This is a genomic window from Nakamurella endophytica (assembly GCF_014646215.1).
Lineage (GTDB): Bacteria > Actinomycetota > Actinomycetes > Mycobacteriales > Nakamurellaceae > Nakamurella > Nakamurella endophytica.
In genome coordinates, this window is the sequence record NZ_BMNA01000010.1 from 1 (window position 1) to 23333 (window position 23333).

Annotated in this window: 17 protein-coding genes and 1 pseudogene; 5 read left to right on the forward strand and 13 right to left on the reverse strand. The window is 75.1% G+C overall.

Going from position 1 to position 23333, the window contains the following annotated elements; all coding sequences use genetic code 11:
* Nucleotides 1-66 precede the first annotated feature (66 nt).
* From IEY37_RS17235 to IEY37_RS17260, 6 genes and pseudogenes are all read right to left on the reverse strand, one after another.
* A complete protein-coding gene (locus IEY37_RS17235) occupies nt 67-3120 on the reverse strand; it encodes a bifunctional [glutamine synthetase] adenylyltransferase/[glutamine synthetase]-adenylyl-L-tyrosine phosphorylase (RefSeq protein ID WP_188943801.1) in 3054 nt (1017 codons plus the stop codon).
* Between the two features lie 73 nt (nt 3121-3193).
* The gene (locus IEY37_RS17240) at nt 3194-4015 is read right to left on the reverse strand and encodes a type 1 glutamine amidotransferase (protein ID WP_188943803.1); all 822 of its coding nucleotides are present in this window, start codon (nt 4013-4015) and stop codon (nt 3194-3196) included.
* A gap of 254 nt (nt 4016-4269) precedes the next feature.
* Nucleotides 4270-5058 (reverse strand): annotated as a pseudogene (locus IEY37_RS17245) (exodeoxyribonuclease III); the annotation flags it as partial.
* A gap of 157 nt (nt 5059-5215) precedes the next feature.
* Nucleotides 5216-8626 (reverse strand): error-prone DNA polymerase, encoded by a 3411-nt coding sequence (locus IEY37_RS17250; protein WP_188943805.1) that lies wholly within the window; start codon nt 8624-8626, stop codon nt 5216-5218.
* Nucleotides 8626-10590 (reverse strand): DNA polymerase Y family protein, encoded by a 1965-nt coding sequence (locus IEY37_RS17255; protein WP_229674576.1) that lies wholly within the window; start codon nt 10588-10590, stop codon nt 8626-8628. The genes IEY37_RS17250 and IEY37_RS17255 overlap by 1 nt, the downstream gene beginning before the upstream one ends.
* A 265-nt stretch (nt 10591-10855) precedes the next feature.
* Complete coding sequence (locus IEY37_RS17260) at nt 10856-11707, reverse strand: LysR substrate-binding domain-containing protein (protein WP_188943807.1); 852 nt, start codon at nt 11705-11707, stop codon at nt 10856-10858.
* Nucleotides 11708-11912: 205 nt separating this feature from the next.
* On the opposite strand from IEY37_RS17260, the gene IEY37_RS17265 reads away from it, so the two are divergent.
* Nucleotides 11913-13181, forward strand: coding sequence for an MFS transporter (locus IEY37_RS17265; protein ID WP_188943809.1), 1269 nt, complete (start codon nt 11913-11915; stop codon nt 13179-13181).
* 105 nt (nt 13182-13286) lie between these two features.
* Here IEY37_RS17265 and imuA' read toward each other — a convergent pair whose 3' ends face one another.
* Nucleotides 13287-14276, reverse strand: coding sequence for a DnaE2-dependent mutagenesis accessory factor ImuA' (gene imuA' / locus IEY37_RS17270; protein WP_188943811.1), 990 nt, complete (start codon nt 14274-14276; stop codon nt 13287-13289).
* A 327-nt stretch (nt 14277-14603) separates the two neighbouring features.
* Here imuA' and IEY37_RS17275 point away from each other — a divergent pair, with 327 nt between their 5' ends.
* The 3 genes from IEY37_RS17275 to IEY37_RS17285 all read left to right on the forward strand — a co-directional run bounded on the left by IEY37_RS17275 (nt 14604) and on the right by IEY37_RS17285 (nt 17021).
* Nucleotides 14604-14882 carry a hypothetical protein gene (locus IEY37_RS17275; RefSeq protein WP_188943813.1) on the forward strand — a complete coding sequence of 93 codons (279 nt, stop codon included), beginning with the start codon at nt 14604-14606 and terminating at the stop codon, nt 14880-14882.
* Between the two features lie 295 nt (nt 14883-15177).
* Nucleotides 15178-16065, forward strand: coding sequence for a hypothetical protein (locus tag IEY37_RS17280; RefSeq protein WP_188943815.1), 888 nt, complete (start codon nt 15178-15180; stop codon nt 16063-16065).
* An 809-nt stretch (nt 16066-16874) separates the two neighbouring features.
* Nucleotides 16875-17021 (forward strand): hypothetical protein, encoded by a 147-nt coding sequence (locus tag IEY37_RS17285; protein WP_188943817.1) that lies wholly within the window; start codon nt 16875-16877, stop codon nt 17019-17021.
* Nucleotides 17022-17042: 21 nt separating this feature from the next.
* Here the strand turns inward: IEY37_RS17285 and hisH are convergent, their stop codons facing one another.
* From hisH to hisD, 5 genes are read right to left on the reverse strand one after another with little or no spacing between them, the layout of a single operon-like run.
* Complete coding sequence (hisH, locus tag IEY37_RS17290) at nt 17043-17678, reverse strand: imidazole glycerol phosphate synthase subunit HisH (protein WP_188943819.1); 636 nt, start codon at nt 17676-17678, stop codon at nt 17043-17045.
* A 28-nt stretch (nt 17679-17706) separates the two neighbouring features.
* Entirely contained in the window at nt 17707-17862 is a 156-nt protein-coding gene (locus IEY37_RS17295) for a CG2302 family histidine operon protein (protein ID WP_188943821.1), read from the reverse strand.
* Complete coding sequence (hisB, locus tag IEY37_RS17300; protein ID WP_188943823.1) at nt 17859-18470, reverse strand: imidazoleglycerol-phosphate dehydratase HisB; 612 nt, start codon at nt 18468-18470, stop codon at nt 17859-17861. The genes IEY37_RS17295 and hisB overlap by 4 nt, the downstream gene beginning before the upstream one ends.
* Nucleotides 18467-19597 (reverse strand): histidinol-phosphate transaminase, encoded by a 1131-nt coding sequence (locus IEY37_RS17305; protein WP_188943825.1) that lies wholly within the window; start codon nt 19595-19597, stop codon nt 18467-18469. The genes hisB and IEY37_RS17305 overlap by 4 nt, the downstream gene beginning before the upstream one ends.
* Nucleotides 19594-20916, reverse strand: coding sequence for a histidinol dehydrogenase (gene hisD / locus IEY37_RS17310; protein ID WP_188943826.1), 1323 nt, complete (start codon nt 20914-20916; stop codon nt 19594-19596). Before hisD ends, IEY37_RS17305 begins: the two co-directional genes overlap by 4 nt.
* 290 nt (nt 20917-21206) lie before the next feature.
* On the opposite strand from hisD, the gene IEY37_RS17315 reads away from it, so the two are divergent.
* Nucleotides 21207-22469, forward strand: coding sequence for a multidrug effflux MFS transporter (locus IEY37_RS17315; protein ID WP_229674577.1), 1263 nt, complete (start codon nt 21207-21209; stop codon nt 22467-22469).
* Nucleotides 22470-22555: 86 nt separating this feature from the next.
* On the opposite strand, the gene IEY37_RS17320 is transcribed toward IEY37_RS17315, so the two are convergent.
* Nucleotides 22556-23317 carry an ANTAR domain-containing protein gene (locus tag IEY37_RS17320; RefSeq protein ID WP_229674578.1) on the reverse strand — a complete coding sequence of 254 codons (762 nt, stop codon included), beginning with the start codon at nt 23315-23317 and terminating at the stop codon, nt 22556-22558.
* Nucleotides 23318-23333: the final 16 nt, after the last annotated feature.

Below are 23333 nucleotides of genomic sequence, written 5' to 3' on the forward strand. Positions count from 1 at the left end.
ACCCCACCCGGAGGTTCTCCCACGTTCAAGCCGCCCCGCCGTCACCAACGTCCTGGCCGGGTACAGCTAGCTGCCGTCGAAGAGCCGGTCCACCACCTGGCGGGCGCGGCGGGCGGCCCGCCGGTAGTCGTCGACGAACACCCCGGGGTCGCCCCCCTCCGGGTAGCCGAGTGCCCGCGCCACGCCCGCCAGCTCGCGGCCGTGCGCCGGGATCTGGTCGTTCGGGCGGCCGCTGACCAGCATCAGGGCGTTGCGAGTGCGGGTCGCCTCGAGCCAGCCGTCCCGCAGTGCGGCGGCGTCCGCGACGGACAGCAGCCCGGCGGTCGTCGCCGCGTCGATGGCGGTGAGCGTGCCGGTGGTCCGCAGCGACGGCACCGCGCCGGCGTGCCGCAGTTGCAGGAGTTGCACGGTCCACTCGATGTCGGCCAGGCCGCCGCGGCCCAGCTTGGTGTGGGTGTTCGGGTCCGCGCCGCGCGGCAGCCGCTCGACGTCCACCCTGGCCTTGATCCGGCGGATCTCGATGACGTCCCGCTGGTCCAGCCCGTCGGCCGGGTACCGGAACGGGTCGGCGGCCGCGACGAAGGCGGCGCCGAGCTCGGCGTCGCCGGCCACCGGCCGGGCGCGCAGCAGCGCCTGCCGTTCCCACGGCGCTGCGAAGCGCTGCCAGTAGCTGCGGTAGGCGTCGAGCGTCCGGACCAGGCGCCCGTTGCGACCCTCGGGTCGCAGGTCGGCGTCCAGCGGCAGCGGCGGGTCCGGGCTGGGCCGGCCGAGCAGCCGCGTCATCAGGTCCGCGACGGCGTTGGCGTCGTCCAGCGCGGCGGCCGTGTCGGCGCCGGGCAGCGGCTCGGCGACGAAGACCACGTCGGCGTCCGAGCCGTACCCGACCTCCGCCCCGCCGAGGCGGCCCATGCCGACGACCGCGATGCGCGCCCGCTCGGCGCCCCGCTCCTGGACCACCTGCCGGGTGGCGGCGGCGAACGCGGCCTGGACCGTCGCCTCGGCCACGCTGGTCAGGCCGCGCAGGATGTCGGTCCCGCCGATCAGGCCGAGCAGGTCGCCGCACGCCAGCCGGAGCATCTCGTGCCGGCGGGCGGAGCGGGCACCGTCGACGGCCTCCTGGGCGGACGGCGCCCGGGCGGCCCGGGCGAGCAGCGCTGCCCGCACGTCCTCCGGCTCCGGCCGGGTCAGCGCCACGTCGTCGACCAGCAGCCGGAGCACCTCCGGCGCGCGGGTGAGCAGGTCGCCGACCAGCCGGGAGCCGCCCAGCAGCGTGGCCAGCCGCTGGGCGACGAGTCCCTCGTCGCGCAGCAGCCGCAGGAACCACGGCGTGCCGGCCAGGGCGTCGGAGACCTGCCGGTAGGCCAGCAGCCCGGCGTCCGGGTCGGGGCTGCGGGCGAAGGTCTCCAACAGCACCGGCAGCAGCGTGCGCTGGATGGCGGCGCGCCGGCTGACACCGCTGGTGAGGGCGGCCAGGTGGCGCAGGGCGGCGTCGGGGTTGCGGAAACCCAGGGCTCCGAGCCGTTCGGCGGCCGCCTCCGGCGTCAGCCGCAGCTCCTCGCCGGGCACCGCGGCCACGGCGTGCAGCAGCGGCCGGTAGAACAGCTTCTCGTGCAGCCGCCGGACCGTGGCGCGGTGCTGCACCCGGTCGGCCTGGAACGCGTCGGCGGCGCTGGCGTGGCCGGTCGACAGGTAGCCGTCGGACCGGGCCAGCCACTCCAGGTCGGCGTCGTCCTGCGGGAGCAGGTGCGTCCGTCGCAGCCGCTGCAGCTGCAACCGGTGCTCGACCCGCCGCAGGAAGGTGTAGGCCGCCGCCATGTCCGCGCCGTCGGTGCGCCCGACGTAGCCGCCGCGGACGAGGGCGCGCAGCGCGATCAGGGTGTTCGGCAGGCGCAGCTCGGGGTCGGTCCGGCCGTGTACCAGCTGCAGCAGCTGGACGGCGAACTCCACGTCCCGCAACCCGCCGACGCCGAGCTTGAGCTCGCCGTCGCGACGGTCCTCGGGGATGTTGTCCTCGACGCGGCGGCGCATGGCCTGCACGTCGTCGACGAACGACTCCCGCCCGGCGGCGCTCCACACGCCCGGTTCCACGATCTCCATGAACCGGTCGCCGAGCGGTTGGTCCCCGGCGGCCGGACGGGCCTTGAGCAGGGCCTGGAACTCCCAGGTCTTGGCCCACTTGCGGTAGTAGGCGGCGTGGCTGGTCGGTGTGCGCACCAGGGCACCCGCCTTGCCCTCGGGACGCAGCGCGGCGTCGACCTCCCACGCGGCCTGGCCGCAGATGCGCATGAGCGAGGACGCCAGGGTCGTGGCCGTGGCGAGCATGCGGGTCTCGTCGGCCCCGTCCGGCGCGTCGTCGGGGTGGTCGCCGACGAAGATCACGTCCACGTCGGACAGGTAGTTGAGCTCGCGGGCGCCGCACTTGCCCATCGCCACCACGGCGAGCCGGGCCGGCGCGGCGGCGGCGGGCAGGGCGGCGGCCGCGACGGCCAGGCCGCTCTGCAGCGTCGCGTCGGCCAGTTCGGTCAGCGACCGGCAGACGGCCGGCAGGGCCGCGGCCGGCAGCGAGGCCTCCACCGCCGGCGCCAGGTCGTGCGCGGCGATCACCAGGAGGGTGCTGCGGTAGGCGCGCCGGAGCGCGGCGACGGCGGCTCCGCCGGTCACGGACGCCCGGGCGCCGCCGGTGCCCGTGCAGGGCGGCGCCGACGGTTCGACGCCCACGGCGGCGAGCATCCCGGCCCGGATGCCGGCCGGATCCACCAGCTCGTGTCCCGGCAGGGCCTCGACCAGCAGCCGCTCCCAGTCCTGCGGGTGGGCGGCGAGGTGGTCGGACAGTCCGGTCGACGCCCCGAGGACGGCGAGCAACCGGCCGCGGAAGCGCGGCTGGTCGCGTAGCGCCTCGAGCACGGCGGCGCGGTCGGCGCCGGCCTGCACCAACCGGGCCAGGCCGGCGACCGCCAGGTCGGGACGGCCGGTCCGGGAGACGGCGGCGAGCATCGGCAGGTCGGGTTCGCCGACGGTCCCGTCGACGGCCAGGAGTCCGACCGCCCGCAGGTCCTCGACGACCCGGGGCGTGTCGGACAGGCCGAACCGGGCCAGGGTCCGCGGGGCGGGACGCGTCACGGGGCACCGCCCGGCAGCGGGCGGGCGTACCGGGTCACGGGACACCCGCCGGCAGCGGACGGGCGTACCCGGGTCATGGGGCACCGGCCAGCGGGAGCCGCCGGCCGGCCAGGGACGCCCCGCCGCGGCGCCGGGCAGCAGCGAGGCCGACGAAACGGCGGATCACCGGCGGCCACACCTGGGCGATCGCCTCGGCCGCGTCGTCGAGCGCCGTCCCCATCCGTCGCTCGGCGGCCCGGATCTCCCCGACCGCCCACCCGCGGACGGTGGCGGCCGAGCACTCGATGTGGAACTGCAGTCCCCAGGCGGCCGGCCCGACGCGGAAGCCCTGGTGCGGGTAGCCCGGCGAGGACAGCAGCAGCACGGCACCGGGCGGGAGGGTCTCCACGACGTCGTCGTGGTAGTGCAGCACGTCCGGTGTCATCGGCAGGTCGGCGAGCAGCGGGTCGTCCGTCGCGGCGTCCCGCTTGGCGGCCAGGTAGGCGCCGATCTCCGGGCCGTCGGCTCCGCGCGCCACCCGGCCGCCGGTGGCCGCGGCCAGCAGCTGGGCACCGAGGCACAGGCCCAGGTACGGCGTCCCGGTCCGGACGGCGTCGGCGAGCAGCCGCCGGGTGTCCGGCAGCCACGGCGCCACGTCGTCGTCCAGGGCACCCATCTCGCCGCCCAGGCTGATGATCGCGTCCCAGCCGGCCGCGGTCCGCGGCACCGGATCGCCGCGGTGGGCCACGCACAGCTCGATCCGGGCGCCCGCCTGCTCGAGCCACCCGGCCAGCAGCTCCGGCGGATCGGACGGGTCGTGCTGCAGGACCAGGACGCGGACCGGCCCGGCGGCAGCGTCCTCGGCACCGCCGGTACCCCCGACGCCCTCCGCGCTCCCGCCCGTGGACCCGGTCACGACCAGGGCTCCTCGAACAGTGCCGGCTGCGCGTCCGGGGCCGAGGGGACCGCGGACGTACCGGGCGTGGCGCCGGCGGTCGACGTGTCGGCCGTCGGGGCGCCGGCGGTCGCAGCTTCGGCGGTCGAGGCGTCGGCGGTCGAGGCGTCGGCGGTCGAGGCGTCCGCGCTCGGCCCGTCCGGTGCCGCGGGATCCGCGGGCAGGGGTGACGGGACCGGCCGCGCGGGCACCCGGCGCGGTGGCTCGGGGTGGTCGTCGGTCAGCTCGACGATGACCGGGGCGTGGTCGGAGGCGCCCTTGCCCTTGCGCTCCTGCCGGTCGATCAGGGCGCCGGTGACCCTGGCGGCCAGCGCGGGTGACGCCAGCGCAAAGTCGATCCGCATGCCGCGCCGCTTGGCGAACGCGAGCCGCTGGTAGTCCCAGTAGGTGAAGACGCCGGGGCCCGGCGTGTAGGGGCGGACGACGTCGGTGAAGCCGGCGTCGAGCAGTGCCTGGAACCCGGCCCGCTCGGCCGGGGTGGTGTGGGTGAACGGCCGGTAGTACTCGGGGTCCCAGACGTCGTCGTCGGTCGGCGCGATGTTGTAGTCGCCGCAGAGCACCAGCTGCACGTCGGGTCGCTCGGCGAGGCGCCCGGCGGCGAACCGCCGCAGCCCGTCCAGCCAGGCCAGCTTGTAGGCGAAATGGGGGTCGTCCTGTGCCCTGCCGTTGGGCACGTAGAGGCTCCACACCCAGACACCGGCGCACCGGGCCCCCAGGGCTCTGGCCTCGGCGACCGCCGGATCCCCCCAGCCCGGCAGCAGGTCGATGCCCTGCTGCACCTCGTCGATGCCGATCCGGGACAGCACCGCGACACCGTTCCACTGCGAGGTGCCGTGGTGCGCCACCTCGTAGCCCAGGTCGAGGAACGGGGCGGCCGGGAACGACTCGTCGGGGATCTTGGTCTCCTGGACGGCGAGCACGTCGACGTCGCTGCGGCCGAGCCAGTCCACCATCCGGTCGAGCCGGGCGCGGATCGAGTTGACGTTCCAGGTGGCGATCCTCATCGGCGGCGCCGCCACCCGGACCGCACCGCTCGACCCCGACCCGCGCGCATGGCAGCCGATCGTGCCAGACCGGGCCGCCGTGCCCGCAGCGCACGGCGGAGACCGGTCCTGCAGGGCGGCCGCGGCGGGCCCGCTGGGGCCGGCGGGACGGAGCCGGTCACCGGAAGTCCCGGGACGGGGTGGTGGCGACCAGCTGGATGGGTGCGATGCGGTCGGCCAGCACCGAGAAGGCACCACCGGCCCGTTCCAGCCGGCCGCGGACCAGCAACGCGCCGGCGCCCCGGGCGACCCGCCGGTTCCGCGCCCAGAAGCCGTTGGAGCAGACGATGTTGGCCATCCCGGTCTCGTCCTCGAGGTTGATGAAGATGATCCCGGAGGCGGTGGCCGGCCGTTGCCGGTGGGTCACGATGCCGGCGACCAGCACCCGGGTGCCGTGCGGGACGTCCTCGGCCAGCTCGGCGACCGTCCGCACCCCCATCGCGGCCAGGTGGTCCCGGGAGAACTCGGTCGGATAGGCCTCCGGGGAGATCCCGGTGGCCCAGATGTCGGCGACGGTCAGCTCGATCTCGCTCATGCCGGGCAGCGGCGGCGCCTGCAGCCCGACGGTGCTGCCCGGGAGCGTCCCGGCACGGTCCCCCGCCGCGGCACCCGCGGCCCACAACGCCTGCCGGCGGTCCCGCCCGGCCCGCCCGGCCGCCGGGTCGCCGGGTCGCTCGTGGCCGGTGACGACGGGATCCAACGCTCCCGAGGTGGCCAGCGCCTCGGCCTGCGCGACGGTGAGGGTGACCGCGCGGGTCAGCTGGTCGATGTCGGCGTACCCCTCCGGCGGCCGGGCCGCGACGATCCGCTCCGCGAGCTCGTCGCCGATGGTCCGGACGCCGGCCAGGCCCAGCCGGATGGCCGGCCGGCCGTCCGGGCCGGGTTCCAGGGTGGCGGCGGCGAGCGAACGGTTGACGTCGGGGCGGCGCACCGTCACCCCGTGCCGGCGGGCGTCGGCCACCAGGGACTGCGGCGAGTAGAAACCCATCGGCTGCGCCCGCAGCAGCGCCGCGGTGAACGCCGCCGGGTGGTGGAGCTTGATCCACGACGAGTAGAAGACCAGTGCCGCGAAGGACAGGGCGTGGGACTCGGCGAAGCCGAAGTTGGCGAAGGCCAGCAGCCGCTCGTAGATCCGGTCGGCGACCGTTCCGGTGATGCCGTGGTTCTCCGCCATCCCGGTGTAGAGCCGCTCCTTGAGCTTGGCCATCTTGGCGCCGGAACGCTTGGCGCCCATCGCCCGGCGGAGCTGGTCCGCCTCCCCGGCGTCGAACCCGGCGACGTCGACGGCCAGTTGCATCAGCTGCTCCTGGAACAGCGGGATGCCCAGGGTCTTGGCCAGCGACCGCTCCATCACCGGGTGGTCGTAGACGACGGGCTCCTCGCCGTTGCGCCGCCGGATGTAGGGGTGCACCGAGCCGCCCTGGATCGGCCCCGGCCGGATCAACGCCACCTCGACGACCAGGTCGTAGAAGGTGCGCGGCTTGAGCCGGGGCAGGGTGGCCATCTGCGCCCTGGACTCGACCTGGAAGACGCCGACCGAGTCGGCCCGGCGCAGCATCTCGTAGACGGCCGGTTCCTCGAGGTCGAGCTTGTGGAACTCGATCTCGACCCCTTCGTGCTCGCGCACCAGGTCCACCGCGTAGTGCAGCGCGGACAGCATGCCCAGCCCCAGCAGGTCGAACTTGACCAGCCCGATGGCGGCGCAGTCGTCCTTGTCCCACTGCAGCACCGACCGGTTCTCCATGCGCGCCCACTCCACCGGGCACACCTCCCCGACCGGCCGGTCGCAGATCACCATGCCGCCGGAGTGGATGGCCAGGTGCCGCGGGAAGTCCTGCACCTGGCCGGCCAGGTCCAGCACCTCCACCGGGATCTCGTGCTCCAGCAGGCGGGAGCCGGTGCCGGCGTCCCCGTCCCCGGCGGCCTCCCGGTGCTGCTCCATCTCCCGCAGCTGGTGAGCCAGCGGCGTCCAGCCGTCCAGTTGCTTGGAGAAAGCGTCCTGCTGGCCGGGTGAGTGCCCGAAGGCCTTGGCCATGTCCCGCACCGCCATCTTCGGCCGGAAGGTGTTGACGTTGGCCACCTGGGCGGCGCGTTCCCGGCCGTACCGGTGGTAGACGTACTGAATCACCTCCTCCCGCCGGTCGGACTCGATGTCCACGTCGATGTCCGGCGGGCCGTCGCGTTCCGGCGCCAGGAACCGCTCGAACAGCAGGCCGTACTCGACGGCGTCCACCGCGGTGATCCCGAGCGCATAGCAGACCGCCGAGTTCGCAGCCGAACCCCTTCCCTGGCACAGGATGTCGGCGCGACGGCAGAAGTCGACGATGTCGTGGACGATCAGGAAGTAGCCCGGGAAGTCCAGCTCGGCGATGATCGCCAGCTCCCGCTCGATCTGCCGGTAGGCCGCCGGGTTGTCCTCCGGGCGGCCGTACCGGTGCGCCGCACCCGCCAGGGCGAGCGCCCGCAGGTGGCTGTTCTCGTCCCGTCCCGGCGGCACCGGATAGGGCGGCAGCTGCGGGGCGACCAGCATGAGGTCGAACGCGCACTCGCGCCCGATCGCCGCGGCGGTCTCCACCGCCCTGGGGTGCCGCCGGTACAGGGCGGCCATCTCGGCCCCCGACCGCAGGTGCGCTCCTGGGCCGGCGGGCAGGTACGGGTCCGCCTCGTCGAGGCTGCGGCGTGCCCGGACGGCGGCCATCGCCATCCCGAGCCTGGCCAGTTCCGGTGCCGCGTAGTGCGCGCCGGTGGTGGCCACCACCGGCAGCCGCAGCTCGTCGGCGAGCGCGGCGAGCACGTCGTTGTCCTCGTCATCGGTGGGTGCGCGGTGTCCGGTCAGCTCGACGGCCACGTTGTCCCGGCCGAACAGCTCGACCAGACCCCGGATCTCGGTCCTCGCCCCGTCCGCGCCGGTGCGGGACAACGCCCGCCGCACCCGGCCCTTGCGACACCCGGTGAGGACCAGCCACTCGTCGCCCGCGGCGGCGGCCAGATCGGCGGGCCGGTAGACGGGACGGCCCTTCTCGCCACCGGCCAGCTGCGCCCTGGTGATCTCCCCGGCCAGCCGGCGGTACCCCTCCTGGCCGCGCGCCAGCACCAGGAGGTGCTCCCCCGCCGGGTCCGGGACACCCAGCTGCGGTTCGGTCAGCCCCAGCGACAGCTCGACCCCGTAGAGGGTGCGCAGACCGGTGCCCGCCGCCGCCTCCGCGAACCGCACCACGCCGTAGAAGCCGTCGTGGTCGGTCAGCGCGAGACCCTCCAGACCCAACCGGAGCGCCTCCGCCACGAGCTGCTCGGGTGTCGAGGCGCCGTCCAGGAAGCTGAACGCCGAGTGGCAGTGCAGCTCGGTGTAGGGGACCGGACCGGCGTCCGCCGCGCGGACCGCCCGGCGGGCGGCCAGGGACTCCGCCGCCTCGGCCGCCCGCTGCCGGCGCGCGAGCACCTCGTCCGGGCCCCGCCCGGGCAGCGGCTGGCGCCCGGACAACGCCCGCTCCAACTCGCCCCACGGCACCGGTGGGTTCGACCAGGCCACTAGTCGTACACCCCCTCGACCACCCAGCCGTCCGCCCGGTGCAGCAGCAGCAGCGCCGCACCGGTGTCGGTCAGCACCTGCAGCCGGGCGCGGTGGCGGGCGGGCCGGGTGACGACGGTGCCGACCGTGCCGACCGTGCCGACCGTGCCGACCGTGCCGACCGTGCCGACGGTGCCGACCGTGCCCGGAACGCCCGGCAGTACCTCGACGGCGTCCGGGCCGGCGGCGTCCTCGTCCTCGGGCAGCCGGCGGGAGAGCAGCTGGCCCCGGCGCACCGGGCGGTACCCCGGCTCGTAGGGCCCCGTGCTGTACGGACCCGGCGGCCCCGACCCGGCCGGCCGGGCCGCCACCAGCGGCGCGCCGCCCAGCGGCACCCGCTGCACGCCGTGTGCTCCGACGGCCGGCCGGGCAGCCACCAGGGGCGCGCCGTCCGGCGGTGCGGCGAGCCACCAGCGCTCGTCGAGCAACCACGGCCCGGCCCAGTCCAGCACCTGGCAGGGGTCGATGCGCACCCCGACCAGCCGTGCCGGGTCCGCCGACAGCAGCCCGCGCCCGGTCAGCACCACTTCGTCGCCGTCGCCGTCGAGCAGCCGGACCGTCTCGACCGGCCCGCCGGCGGGGTCGGCGGACAGGTGGGTCGGCGACGGCGCGGGCAACGCGCCGGGCCACGGGGCCTCCGGGTCCCGGGCCGGGACCTTCTCCTCGCCCCACGGCACCAGGGTGATCCGGTCCCCCGGTCCGCGGCCGCCCGAGCGCACCGGCGACAGCACTGACTCCGGTCCCAGCAACCCCTGCACCCGGGCACAGGCCCACCCGGCGCGCTGGTCGTCCTCGCCGTCGGACCCCCAGAGCCCGTACTGCACCAGGCCGGCGTCGACCGCCTCCACCGGCTCCAGCCGCAGCAGGGTGATGCCGCCGGGACCGTGGCCGTCCCCGTCGATCGGCGTGCTGTCGGCGTCCCGGGACAGGGTGCGGCCGGCGGTCAGCCAGCCGTCTAGCTGCCAGCGCAGCCGGTCGGCCGTCGCCGCTGCGGTGAGCGGCCGGGCGCAGCGCCAGGTCCTGGTCAGCTCGCGGCCGCGGTCGGTGGCCGCGCTGATGGCCAGCCGGGTGCAGGCCAGTCCGGCGTCGGCCAGCGCCGCGTGGAACCGCTCGGCCAGCGCCCTGGCAAGGAACGCCGCCGTGTCGACCCGTTCCAGCGGCGGGTCGCACACCTGCTCCACCGCGAGCTCTTCCGGCACGACGCGGCGGAACACCCCGCGCTCGGCCAGCCCGCGGGCCAGCCGGTGCGCCACGACGGCGTCCGCACCGAACCGGGTGGCCACCGTGGCCTCGGGCAGCCGGGCGAACTCCCCCGCGGTGTCGATCCCCAGCCGGCGCAGCAGGTCCACCAGCTCGGCGCGCTCCGGCGGGGCGATCGCCGGGTCCCTGGCCAGCTCGCCGACGGGCAGCGGCACGCAGAACGCGGCGGACCCGCCGCGCGGGACCAGGACGGAGCGCCGCGCGGCCAGCACCGCCACGGCCAGCGAGTCGGCGATCCCGACCTGGCACTCCACGTCCAGCGCCTCGACCGCGTCCACGATCCGCTCGGCGGCCGCCTCCTCGGACCCCCAGTACCGCGCCGGCCCGCGGACCGGACAGACCAGCAGCCCGGGCCGCAGGATCTCGACGGCCGGCGCCATGTCCTCCACCGCGACCGCGACCGGCTCGAACATCCGCGCGTCCCGATCGGCGTCGGCGGGCAGCACCAGCAGCTCCGGCCAGCGCGACTGGGCGTCCCGGCGCCGCTGCCCCACCCGGATCCCCTCGGCCCTGGCCGCGGCGTTGCAGGTGCGGACCCGGTTGGCGTGGAACACCGCGGCGGGCCGGGTGGACGGCGCACCCGCCGCCCGCAATCCGGCCGCGACCGGCCAGTCGGGGCACCACACGGCCACGGTCCGGTGCGGACCCTCCCCGGTCACCTCCACGGCCGCACCCCGGCACGACCCGGCCACGGCAACCGGCCACCGGCGGCACCGGGCCGTCCTGCTAGGCAGAGCGCTTCCCCACGCCCGCCCGGCACGGTTGGTCCCGGCCCGCCGATGCCCGGTGCCGGCCCGACGTCCCTCTCGACGGCATTCACCATCGCGCCTCCTGTATCGAACTTGTGTTCGATCGTAGGAGACGGCACCGACAGCCGACGACCGGACCACCGACCGGCCAGCCGGCGGCCCGGACCGCCGGGAGCCGGGTTCAGTGCAGGGCGCGGTTGTGGCCCAGGATCGCCGTGGTGAGCGCCCCGGCCGCCTCGGCCGGCGCCCGCGGACCGGTCAGCAGCACGAAGTCGATCTCGCCGAGCTCCGGCAGCCCGGCCGACGCACCCAGCTCGACCAGGTCCCCCGGCGCCAGGGTCCGCGGGAAGACCGCGATCCCGAGACCGGCCCGGACAGCGGCCAGGACCCCGTTCACACCGCGCACCGTGCAGGTGATCCGGTACGGCCGGCCCTGCGCCTCGAGCGCCTGCACGGCCAGCGACCGGCTCAGGCTCGGCGCCTGGTACACCACGAGCGGTGCCGGCTCGGCAGCATCCAGCCGGGTGCCGTCCGCGGCCGCCCACACCAGCCGGTCACGACGGACCACCGCCGCCCGCGGGTCACCGGGCTGGTGCTTGACGAACGCCACGTCCAGGTGCCCGGACTCGAGCCGACGGTGGATGCCCGCGCTCTGCCCCACGGTCAGCTCCAGGTCGATCCGCGGGTACAGCCGGCGGAACTCCCGCAGGATGCGCGGCAGCGCCGTCAGCGCCAGGTCGTCGGACACCCCGAACCGCAGCCGGCCCCGCAACCCGCGGCCGGTGAACCAGCTCTCGGCCTCCTGCTGCGCCGCCAGGATCGTCCGCGCGAACCCGGTCATCGCCTCGCCGTCGGCCGTCAGGGTGACCGACCGGGTGTCCCGCAGGAACAGCGGACGGCCGACCGCCACCTCCAGCTTGCGCACGTGCTGGCTGACCGTCGGCTGCCGCAGCCCCAGCTGTTCGGCGGCCCTGGTGAAGCTCAGGGTGTCGGCGACGGCGACCAGGGTCCGCAGCTGTTCCGGGTCGTACATGCGCCGCCCTTCCGACCGTCCGGCCGCGCACCGCCCGCGCCGCCCGCGCCGCCCGGCAGCAATCATCACGGAACACGATGAGAGTGATAGGGCTGATTCTGACATGTAATGAGCAGCGCCGAGGTCAGGATGGACCGGTCAGTTCCGCATACGAAACGTTGGGATCCTCGTGCTCTCGCCTCGCCCTGCCCGTGCGGGCTCGTCCATGTTCGCCTCGCTCCGCATCCGCAACTACCGGGTCTTCTTCACCGGTCAGCTCATCGCCAACATCGGCAACTGGACCCAGCGCATCGCGCAGGACTGGCTGGTGCTCACCCTCACCGGGAGCGCGACGGCCGTCGGGATCACCACCGCCCTGCAGTTCCTGCCCACGCTGCTGCTCGGTCCGGTGGGCGGGTCGCTCGCCGACCGCTACCCCAAGCGCACCGTGCTGCTGACCACCCAGACCGTGATCGCCTGCTGTGCCGCGGTTCTCGGCACGCTGGTGCTCACCCACACCGTGCGGGTCGAGTACATCTTCGCGGTCGCAACGGTTCTCGGCCTGGCGACGGCGGTCGACAACCCGACGCGGCAGTCGTTCGCCGGGGAGCTGGTCGGCCCCGGGCAGTTGCGCAACGCGATCAGCCTCAACTCGGCCGCGTTCCAGCTGGGTGCGACCGTCGGTCCCGCGGTCAGCGGCGTGCTGATCGGGTGGATCGGCATCGGCTCGGCGTTCGTGGTGAACGCCGCCTCGTTCGGCGCGTCGGTGTTCGCGCTGACCCGGGTGCGTACGGCGGACCTGCACCTGACGCCACGCTCGGCGGCGGGTGCGATGCGGGCGATCGACGCGGCCCGCACCATGCACACCCGGCCGCAGATGTGGTGGCCGATGGTGCTGGCGGCCACCTTCTCGCTCTTCACGATGAACTTCCCGGTGACGCTGGCGGCCTTCTCCGCCACCGTGTTCCACGGCGGCCCGAGCGGGTTCGCCCTGCTGACCTGCATGCTCGCCGGCGGATCGGTGGTCGGGTCGCTGCTGGCGGCCCGGCGGGGTCCGCTGCGGCTGCGGCAGTTGGTGACGCTGGCCGGGGCGCTGGCCTCCGCGCAGCTGCTCGCCGCCCTGGCGCCCGGCGAGGTGGCGTTCGCCGCGGCCCTGACGGTCACCGGCCTGGCGTCGGTGATGTTCGGCGTGTCGGCGAACGCGACGGTGCAGCTGGCCGCCGGCGAGCAGATGCGCGGCCGGGTCATGGGCATCTACCTGGTGGCGGTGTTCGGTGCCGGGTGCGTGGGCGGGCCGGTGGTCGGGGCGATCATCCAGCACCTCGGTCCGCGCGCCGGCCTGCTGGCCGGGGCCGTGCTGCCCGGCCTGGTGACCGTGGCGGTGGCGCTGACCCTGGCCCGCACCGGCGGCATCGACGTGGCGGCGGCCGTCCGCGGCCGGGTGCGCAGCATCGGCAGCTCGACGCGCGGCGCGGTGGTGGGCTGGCGGCATTGACCCGGTCGCCTTTGGCGCCGCACGGTGACTCCCCGGTGGCGCAGCGCGCCGCCGGCATCGGACACCCACCGGACCGACGCGAGCGACCGGGCCCGAGCACCCGGGTCACCCGACCTGCGCCGCCACCGGCACCTGCACCGGCGCGGCGGGAACGGTCACCGGCTGCACCTGGACGGCGGACCGGGTGGACCGCAGCAGCACGGTCGTCCGGCGCGGGTGACCGGCGGCACCGCGTCCCCGCACCTCCACGGACAGTTCCCGGTCCCGCAGCCGGCCGTGGCCGTGGTCCGCGCCGGACCACCCGGTGATCCGGGTCCGCAGCACCAGGTCCGCGCCCGGCCACGCGCCGGCCACCAGCAGGACCACGCCGCGTTGGCGGAGCCGCCCGGCGAGGACGCGCAGCCGGGCCGGCGCCGTGAACCCGCCGGGTGGGGCGGCGACCGCGATGACGTCCATGCCGTCCGCGAGGATCGAGAGCACCTGCAGCACATCGGGCCCCGGATCCGGCACCAGGACGACGCGGTCCAGGTCGACGCCGAACTCGGCACCGGCCAGCAGGCCCACACCGGGCATGCCGACCAGCGCGCTCCACGTCGGGGCCGGCGCGGCCAGCAGGGTGAGCAGCAGGCTGGTCGTACCCTGGCCGCCGGCGAGCGACACCACGCCTCCGCGGGGCAGCCCGCCGGCCGGCAGGATCCCGGCGAGCGGAGCGGGCGCCGGGAGCACCTCGCGCCGGGTCGGAGCGGCGACGGGACCCAGGGCGGCGGGATCGGGACGGTCCACCGCGACGAGGTCGGCGGCGCCGCGATCCCCGGCAGGGGCAACCGTGGCGGGATCGAACGCGGCGGGATCGAACCGACCGGCGACCTCCCGGCCGGCGGTGGGCGGCGGGACGGCGACCGGTCCGGTGGCGGCCGGGTCGTCGTCGGTCAGCTGCACCACGTCCGGATCCGGCGCCAGGGCGGCCGACCCCGACTCCTGCAACGGGCGGCCGACCCGCTCGCCACCCGGGATCACGGCGGCCATCCGGCGGCGCAGGTCCGCCAGCAGGTGCTCGCGGGGCGTCGGCGGCGCGGCGTCCCATTGGTCGAACACATGTTCGACACTAGGGCCACGGCTCGGCGGCTGTCCAGCCCGGCCGACCGGTTCACCGGATCGGTGCACCGCCCCGCTCCGCACCGTGATCGTGGCACGCAGACCCGACGGCCGAACAGCGGCGCCCACCCCGGCCCAGCACCGGTGAGGTAGTCCGTGGCGGCGACCGACCCTGCGCATGGTCCGTAAGTCGAGCCGCGACGGCGGCGACCGTCCGGGGTGCGTCGTCATCCCTGCACCACACCCGACAATCAGCGCTTGTCGGACAGCCCCTCACATCGTAGGGTCCACCATCGGCGCAGGTCAGGGCTCTACGAAAGGATGCGGATGGGCGAGAAGGGAAATGCCGGGGACGTGCCCGCGGTCGCCGCGGCCGCGGCCGCACCGTCCCTCGTCGAGCGGGTCACCACGACGGCCACCGAGACGGTGACCGGCGTCGGTGAGGACTTCTTCTCGACGGTCAAGGACAAGACCGTCGGCGCGATGGCCGACAACACCGTCGCAGCCGCGCGAGAGCGACTGCAACGCCGGACCCAGCCCCAGAACCCCGACCAGGAGTCACCCGCCCGGACGGACCAGGGCGGCGGAACGGGCACCGGTTCCTGACCGCCGGACAGCTCCTCTCGACAGGGTGCGCGCCACCATGGCGGCAGCACAGCCCGACTCCCTCGCCGAGGTCATCGGCCGCTGGTCCGGTGGCCGCGTGATCGGCGTCGAACGTGAGTACGAAATTTACACGGGCCCTCCAGGTGGGGACCGGCCGGTCGACGCCAGGACCGTCTGGCGCGACCTCCCGGGCCCCGGGCGGGCAATCGATCCCGGTGATCCTCAGGCTCGCCGCTGTCCGACCGGGGCGGCGATCACCACGGACGGGCCGCACGCAGAGATCGCTACGCCGCCGGTGGTCCTCGAACCCGGCTGCACGGACACCGTGCTCGCGCACGCGGCGGCAGCGGAGCGGCACCTGGCCGCCCAACTCGGTGGACACCGGCTCGTCGGCTATTCCACGCACATCAGCGTGGAGGTGCGCGACCATGCGGTCGTTCCGGTGGCCCGACTCGTCGCGCGGCGCATGGCCATCCCGCTCATGCTGGTCCTCGATCGGGCCGGCTCCCCTGGAGTGCTCGTCCGCCCGAGACCCGGGCGACTGGAGATCGGTGGCGAGTTCGCGGCCGGTGACCAGCTGCGGGCGGCGGTCGCGTTGACGGTGGCCACGGTGCTCCTGGCCGAGCGCCGGATCGGTATCCGCCGGATCGCCGCCCCCGGCGCTCCCCGGGTCCGTCCGGCTCGTGCCACGGAGCGATTCGGCTGGTACGTGGACCGCACCGCCTTCGGGCCCGATCTCTACGTCGCCGGCCGCGCAACGAGAATCGGCCGCGCACAGGCCCAGGACGTCCTGGCCCGCCACTGGTCGCGCTGCCGACCAGTGGCGCGGACGGTCCTGTCCGATACCGAGGTCGGTCTGGTGGACCACGTCGTCGCCGGTCTCCGCCCGCTTCCGATGGAAGCGCCGCTGGACGACGACGGACCGGTCGCCGCCGTGCCCGACCACCGGCACTACGGCGAGCGGGTACGGGGGGTTGTCACGGTCAGGGTCGTAGCCGCGTCCTGGTGGAAGGCCCTGCTGCAGTTGGACGGTGGTCACGGATCCCAACGGTGGGTCACGCTGCCCGGGCGCACCCTGGATCCCGTCCTGGACGCGCTGGACGCAGGTCTTCTGGACGACGAACTCGCCCTGCTGTGCCGCCAGTCCGTTCCGGTGACGAACAGATGGAGGACACCGGCATGACAGACCGCAGGGTGTACCAGGTCTCCGCCACCCGGCCGGCAGACTCGGACCTGCTGCAGCCGGAGCGCGACCCGACCACCGGCCGCCGGGTGTGGGTCGACCGGTCCGACAAGCAGCGGTCTCCGCGCCGGCCGCCGCTCGGCGACCTCACGACCCCGGCGGTGACGCACCTGGCGCCGTCACCGTCGACACCGCCGTGGCGGCGGCCGTCGGTCCTGATCGGAGCCGGCGTCGTCGTGGCGGCGATCGTCCTCGCCGGCGTGTTACTCCTGCGGCCCTCCGGTCCTGGCACACCGTCCGACGTCGATGCGGCCCGGATCGCCGGCGCGGTTCCAGGAACGGCATCGACCACGGCGAGCACGGATCCCGGCGCAACAGCCGCGGTCAGCACGGCCGGGACGGGACGCGGGACCCAGTCCGTGATGCCGCAGACCACCGCCTCCGTCCTGGCGACCTCGCCGACCACCGCAGCTCCTCCGGCTCCTCCGGTACCGGGCAGCTCCGGGAGGAGCGATAGGACGCCTCCCGCGTCGTCCTCGCCGACCCCCACCGTCACGGGTTACCGCACGACGTGGCGGGTGACGCAGACCTTCCCCTCGGGACCGCAGCGGGGGTATCCGGTCGGGACGACGACGACCGCAACGTGGCGGTGCTCCCGCACGAGTTGCACCGGCACGATCGCCGGATCGTCGCGGACGATCAGCTTCACCCCCGGAGCGGACAGGGTGCACGTCGTCAGGGTTCTCCGCGTGCCGCCGGTCTCCGGCCCCGATCCAGGATGCGGGCCGGACACCGAGACACTGGATCTGGTGCGCGGCGCCGACGGGACGTACCGCGGGACCTACTCCCACCTGCCGCACAAGGCCCACGCCCGGATCGACACGGGCAGTGGCGGCTACAGCGAGTGCTGGGCTCCGGGGTACGAGGAATCGGTCACCGGGGTGCCCCTGCTGTGAGGCCGCCGGGTCCCGGCCGGCTCACAACCGGGAGATCCACCGCTCCAGCAGCTCGGACCCGGCGTCCCCGGACTTCTCCGGGTGGAACTGGGTGGCCGACAGCGGGCCGTTCTCGACGGCGGCGACGAACCGGTCGCCGCCGTGCTCGGCCCAGGTGACGGCCGGCGGGGTGAACGGGCGCTGCACCTCGAGCTCCCAGCGGCGGACGGCGTAGGAGTGCACGAAGTAGTACCGGGTGTCTGGGTCGACGCCGTCGAAGAGCACCGAGCCGTCGCCCGGCTGCACCGTGTTCCAGCCCATGTGCGGCACGATCGGCGCCTGCAACCGCTCGACGGTGCCCGGCCACTCCCCGACGCCGGCCGTCCGCTCGCCGTGCTCCACGCCGGCGTCGAACAGCACCTGCATGCCGACGCAGATGCCCAGCACCGGCCGGCCGCCGGCGACCCGCCGGCCGATGATCCGCGGGCCGCGGACCTGGGCGAGCCCGGCCATGCACGCCGCGTAGGCGCCGACCCCGGGCACCACCAGGCCGTCCGCCTCCAGGGCGGCGTCGAAGTCCGCGGACACCTCGACGTCCGCGCCGGCCCGGCGCAACGCCCGCTCCGCGGAGGCCAGGTTGCCCGAGCCGTAGTCGAGCACCACGACGCGCCGGCTCACGCTGTCCCCTCTCCGACCTGCAGACCGCTCACTCGATCAACCACAGCACTCCGCCCACGGCCGCGCCGGCCGCGAACACCCCGGTGATCACGGCCCCGACCCGGGAGTCCGCCCGCCACAGCGACACCACCCCGCCGACCAGGAACCCGGCCAGCGCCAGCAGCGCGATGCCGAGCCACTTCACAGCACGCCCTTGGTCGACGGGATGCCGGTGATCCGCCCGTCCGGCTCGACCGCGGCCCGCAACGCCCGCGCGACGGCCTTGTACTGCGCCTCGCAGACGTGGTGCGGGTCCCGGCCGTACAGCACCCGCACGTGCAGCGCCATGCGGGCGTGGAACGCCAGCGAGTCGAACACGTGCCGGTTCAGCACCACCGGGTAGTTGTTGCCCACGGTGAACCCGAGCACGGAGTCGGGCTCGCCGGTGTGCACCGAGAAGGGCCGGCCGGACAGGTCGACGGCGGCGTGCGCCAGCGTCTCGTCCATCGGGACGAACGCGTCGCCGAAGCGCCGGATTCCCCGCTTGTCCCCCAGCGCCTGGGCCAGCGCCTGCCCGAGCGTGATCGCCGTGTCCTCCACCGTGTGGTGGGCGTCGATGTCGACGTCACCCGTCGCCCGCACCGTGAGGTCGAAGGCGCCGTGCGTGCCGAAGGCGATCAGCATGTGGTCGAAGAACCGCACGCCCGTGTCGATCTCGACCGTCCCGGTGCCGTCCAGGTTCACATCGACCAGGACGGTCGACTCCCGGGTGGTGCGCTCGATGCGCGCCCGCCGGCCGCTCGTCCCCGTCATGCCTGCGCCTCGCTCCGCTCTCCGGCCGTGGCCAGCACGGCGTCACAGGCGGCCAGGAAGGCCGCGTTCTCGTCGTCGGTGCCGATGGTGACCCGCAGGAAGCCGGGGATCCCGACGTCCCGCAGCAGCACCCCGACGTCGAGGTAGCGGCGCCAGGCGGCGGGTGCGTCGTCGAACGGCCCGAACATCAGGAAGTTGGCGTCGGACCGCAGCACCCGGAACCCGCGGTCCCGCAGGGCCTGCGCCGTCCGTTCGCGCGAGTGCACCAGCCGCGCCACCGATCCCAGCGTCTCGTCGGCGTGCTGCAGGGCCGCCGACGCGGCCGCCTGGGTGATCGAGGACAGGTGGTACGGCAGCCGCACCAGCAGCAGGGCGTCCACCAGCGCCGGCGCGGCCGCCAGGTAGCCCAGCCGGCCACCGGCGAACGCGAAGGCCTTGGACATCGTCCGCACCACGGCCAGTCTCGTGGGGTAGGCGTCGATCAGGGCGGCGGCGCTGGGCTGCCCGGAGAACTCGGCGTACGCCTCGTCGACGACGACGATCCCCGGCGCGGCGTCCAGCAGCTGCCGCAGGTCCGCGGGGGCGATCGACCCGCCGGAGGGGTTGTTCGGGCTGGTGAGGAACAGCACGTCGGGCGCCACGTCGCGGACGGTGGCGACGGCGGACGGGACGTCCACCTCGAAGTCGGCGGTGCGCGGGCAGGGCACCCACGCCGTGCGGGTGCCGGTGCTGATGATCGGGTGCATCGAGTAGGACGGCTCGAAACCCATGGCGGTGCGCCCCGGACCGCCGAACGCCTGCAGCAGTTGCAGCAGGATCTCGTTGGAACCGTTGGCCGCCCACAGGTTGTCCACGCCCAGGTCGGCGCCGGTGGTGCGGGACAGGTACTCGGCGAGCCCGGTGCGCAGCTGCACCGCGTCCCGGTCGGGGTAGCGGTTCAGCGTCGCGGCGGCGTCGGCCACCGCGCGCTCGATGTCGGCGACCAGCGCGGCCGACGGCGGGTACGGGTTCTCGTTGGTGTTGACCTGCACCGGGACCGCCAGCTGCGGCGCCCCGTACGGGGTGCGGCCGACGAGATCGTCCCGGAGCGGCAGGTCCGCCAGCCTCGCCCCGCGGCCGACCGTCACGACGTCACCCCGTCCGGGAACCGGGCCAGCACCGCTTCGCCGTGCGCCGGCAGGTTCTCGGCCGCGGACAGGGCCATCACGTGGCCGGCGACGTCGCGCAGCGCGTCCCGCGAGTACTCGATGATCTGCATCTGCTTGAGGAACGTGGTGGTGGCGAGCCCGGAGGAGAACCGGGCGCACCCGGCGGTGGGCAGCACGTGGTTCGACCCGGCGCAGTAGTCGCCCAGCGACACCGGCGACCAGCGCCCGACGAAGATCGCCCCGGCGTTGCGGATGCGGCGGGCGACGACCGGCGCGTCGACCGTCTGGATCTCGAGGTGCTCGGCGGCATAGGCGTCGGCGACCCGGATGCCGTCCTCCAGCGTGGCCACCACGATGATCGCCGACTGCTGACCGGTCAGCGCCTGGGTGACCCGGTCGCGGTGGCGGGTCCGTACCACCCGGGCGATCACCGCGTCCTCGACCCGGTCGGCCAGCGCCACCGAGGTGGTGACGAGCACCGACGCGGCCATCGGGTCGTGCTCGGCCTGGGAGACCAGGTCGGCGGCGACGTGGTCGGCGTCGGCCTTGGCGTCGGCGAGGATGGCGATCTCGGTGGGACCGGCCTCGGAGTCGATGGCCACGGTGCCACGGAGCAGCCGCTTGGCGGCGGTGACGTAGACGTTGCCCGGCCCGGTGATCACGTCGACCGGCCGGATCGCCGTGCCGTCGACGTCGTTGGCGCCGTACCCGAGCAGCGCGACCGCCTGTGCTCCGCCGACGGCGTACACCTCCGGGACGCCCAGGATCCCGCACGCGGCGAGCACGGTGGCGTGCGGCCACCCGGTGTCGGGCTGCGGCGGCGAGACGACGGCGATCCCCTGCACCCCGGCGACCTGCGCCGGGACGACGTTCATCACCACGCTCGACGGGTAGACCGCCAGGCCGCCGGGCACGTACAGCCCGACCCGGCGCAGCGGCACCCACCGCTGGGTGACGGCGCCGCCCGGCACGATCTGGGTGACCCGCTCGGTGGGCAACTGGGCGCGGTGGCCGACGCGGGCCCGGCGGATCGACTCGGTGAGCGCGTCACGGACGGCCGGGTCGAGCGCCTCGACGGCGGCGTCCACGACCTCCTGCGGCACCCGCAGCCGCACCGGTCGGACCCCGTCGAACCGCTCGGTCGCCTCCAGCACGGCGGCGGCACCGCGCCGGCGCACGTCCTCGACGACGGGCCGGACGGCCTCCACCGCAGCGCCGACATCCATCGCCGCGCGCGGTAGCAGGCCGCGGTCGAGATCCGCGCCCAGCCCCCCTCGGAGGTCGATGCGACGCAACATGCGGGGTCCTCACTTGTCCGACGAACGGCCGGGCCGGTCCGGCGGCCCCGTCCAGCCTAGGGTCACCGGGCGCGCGGCCGGCCGGCTCCCGCCCCGCTCCCCGCCGGGACGGGACCAGGGGTGAAGAGCGTCACGCCCTCCGGTGGCCGCGGACGACCTGCACGTCGCCGGTGCACGGGCTCCACGTCGGCCGCCGACGGTGACCTCTGTCCCGGATGGGCCGAGCAGGGAATCCCCGGCAACAGGCCGGTGTTGCCGGCGGGGTGACTCCGCCCGCACCGATCACCGACGTGAGCACGCCCGAGACCCGGGGGCCGGCCGCGCTGCCGCGCTCCCGCACGCCGTCCACCTGGTTCATCGTGCTGCTGGCGAGCCTGATGGCCGTCGGTCCCTTCACCATCGACCTGTATCTGGCGGCCTTCCCGCAGATCACGGCCGACTTCGGCACCCGCGGCGCGGCGGTCCAGGCCACCCTGACCACGACGATGGCCGGACTGGCCCTCGGCCAGCTGGTGATCGGGTCGCTCTCCGACGCGCTCGGTCGCCGCCGACCCCTCGTCGGTGGGCTGGTGCTGTATGTCGCGGCATCCCTGGCGATCACCGTGGCGCCGAACGTCGGTGTGCTGGCCGGCCTGCGCTTCGTGCAGGGCTTCGCGGCCGCTGCCGGCACGGTGCTGGCCATGGCGATGATCCGCGACCGCTACCAGGGCGTCGCGATGGGTAAGGCACTGGCCCGGATGATGCTGGTGACCGGGGTGGCGCCGTGCCTCGCGCCGGTCATCGGCGCGCAGGTCCTGCAGATCGGATCCTGGCGGCACCTGTTCGCCGGTCTCGCCGTCGTCGGAGTCGTCCTGCTCCTCCTGACGATCTTCGTGCTGCCCGAGACCCTGCCGGCCGAACGCCGCCGGTCCAACGGCGTCGGAGCGGCCGTGCGGTCCTACGGATCCCTGTTGACCGACCGCGGCTTCGTCGGACTGGCCCTGCTGAACGGTTTCGCGTTCGGCGCGCTGTTCAGTTTCGTCTCCTCGTCGAGTTTCGTGTTCCAGGAGGGCTTCGGGTTCAGCTCGCAGCAGTTCTCGGCGGTGTTCGCCGCCGGAGCTGTCGGCGTCACCCTCGGCACCCAGCTGAGCGGCTTCCTCATCGGCCGCGTGTCCCCGGGTCGCATCGTGCTGGGCGGCTCGCTCACCGGCCTGACCGTCGCGGTGCTGTTGCTGCTGGCCGCCGAAACCGGCGCCGGAGCGTGGATCGTCGCCGCCCTGTGCGTCCTGATCATGGTGGTCGTCGGGATCATCCTGCCGGCGGTGCCGGTGCTGGCGTTGGACGCCAACGCCCACCGGGCCGGCAGCGCAGCCGCCCTCCTCGGCGCCGTGCAGTTCGGCGTGGGGGCCGCGGTGGCCCCGCTGTCCGGGCTCATCGGCGAGGGCGACCCCGCCGCGATGGCGGTCGTCCTGGTCGGCTCCATGCTCGTGTCCACGGCGATCACGGTCACGCTGCGCCGCCGGCTGCGGCCGGTGCCGGCCACCTCGCTCGTGGCGGCGCCCCAGCCCGGCTAGCGGACCAACGTCCGCTCCGGCTCACCGGCCTCCCGGCGGACGCGTTGCGGGCAGGCGGCGCAACTGCTCGTCGGGTCCCGCGACGCTCAGCCGTGCCGCTCGGACGGTCCCGGCAGCTGCGGCAGGGCCCGCTCGGTGAGCACGTCCTCGGCCAGGTCGCGCAGCCGCCGGTTGCCGTGCTGGCTGATCTGGCGCAGCAGGGCGAAGGCCTCGGTCTCGGTCAGCCGGTAGGCGTGCATGACGAACCCCACCGCGGCGCCGATCCGGCGGTTCGTCCGGACCGCGTCGGCCAGCTGGTCCGCGCGCTCTCGCAGGTCCATGACGTGCACGGCCGTGGTGACCGCCTCGGCCGTCGCGGCGGCGACGGCACGAAGCTCCGCATCGGAGGTGTGGTCGGTGGGCTGGTCGGCGTAGACGGTGACCGCCGTCCGCGGGGTCCGCGCCGCCTCCACCGCGAAGCTGTACGCCGACCGCAGCCGCTCGGGCAGGCCCGCAGCGCCGGCGCCGGGCCAGGCCCCGCTCGCCGGGTGCAGGTCGTCCGCGAAGGCGCTGGCCGCGCCGCCGAGCACCTCGACGGCCGGACCGTGGCCGTGCTCCAGCTGCGCCTCGTCCGCGTCCTCGGCGGCCGGGTCGGTCGCGGCCACCGTGAGCCAGCCGTCCCGCGACCGCCGGGTCATGCTGGCGCAGATCGCCCCGGGCAGCAGGGCGACCACCAGGTCGAGGAGCTCGTGGACGCAGTCCGACAGCGAGTGGTGGTGGGACGGCAGCCGGAGGATCTCGGCGAAGCGGTCGCCGACCGGGGCCTCCTCGAGTGGTGTCCCGCGGTCGGCCTCGTCGCCGGGACTCACCCGCCGACACCCACCG

Bases quoted from the DNA above. Each gene is read 5' to 3' on its own strand.
- hisB (WP_188943823.1), bottom strand. From the start codon at position 18,470: ATGACGGGGACGAGCGGCCGGCGGGCGCGCATCGAGCGCACCACCCGG.
- hisD (WP_188943826.1), bottom strand. From the start codon at position 20,916: ATGTTGCGTCGCATCGACCTCCGAGGGGGGCTGGGCGCGGATCTCGAC.
- IEY37_RS17260 (WP_188943807.1), bottom strand. From the start codon at position 11,707: ATGTACGACCCGGAACAGCTGCGGACCCTGGTCGCCGTCGCCGACACC.
- IEY37_RS17275 (WP_188943813.1), top strand. From the start codon at position 14,604: ATGGGCGAGAAGGGAAATGCCGGGGACGTGCCCGCGGTCGCCGCGGCC.
- IEY37_RS17265 (WP_188943809.1), top strand. From the start codon at position 11,913: ATGTTCGCCTCGCTCCGCATCCGCAACTACCGGGTCTTCTTCACCGGT.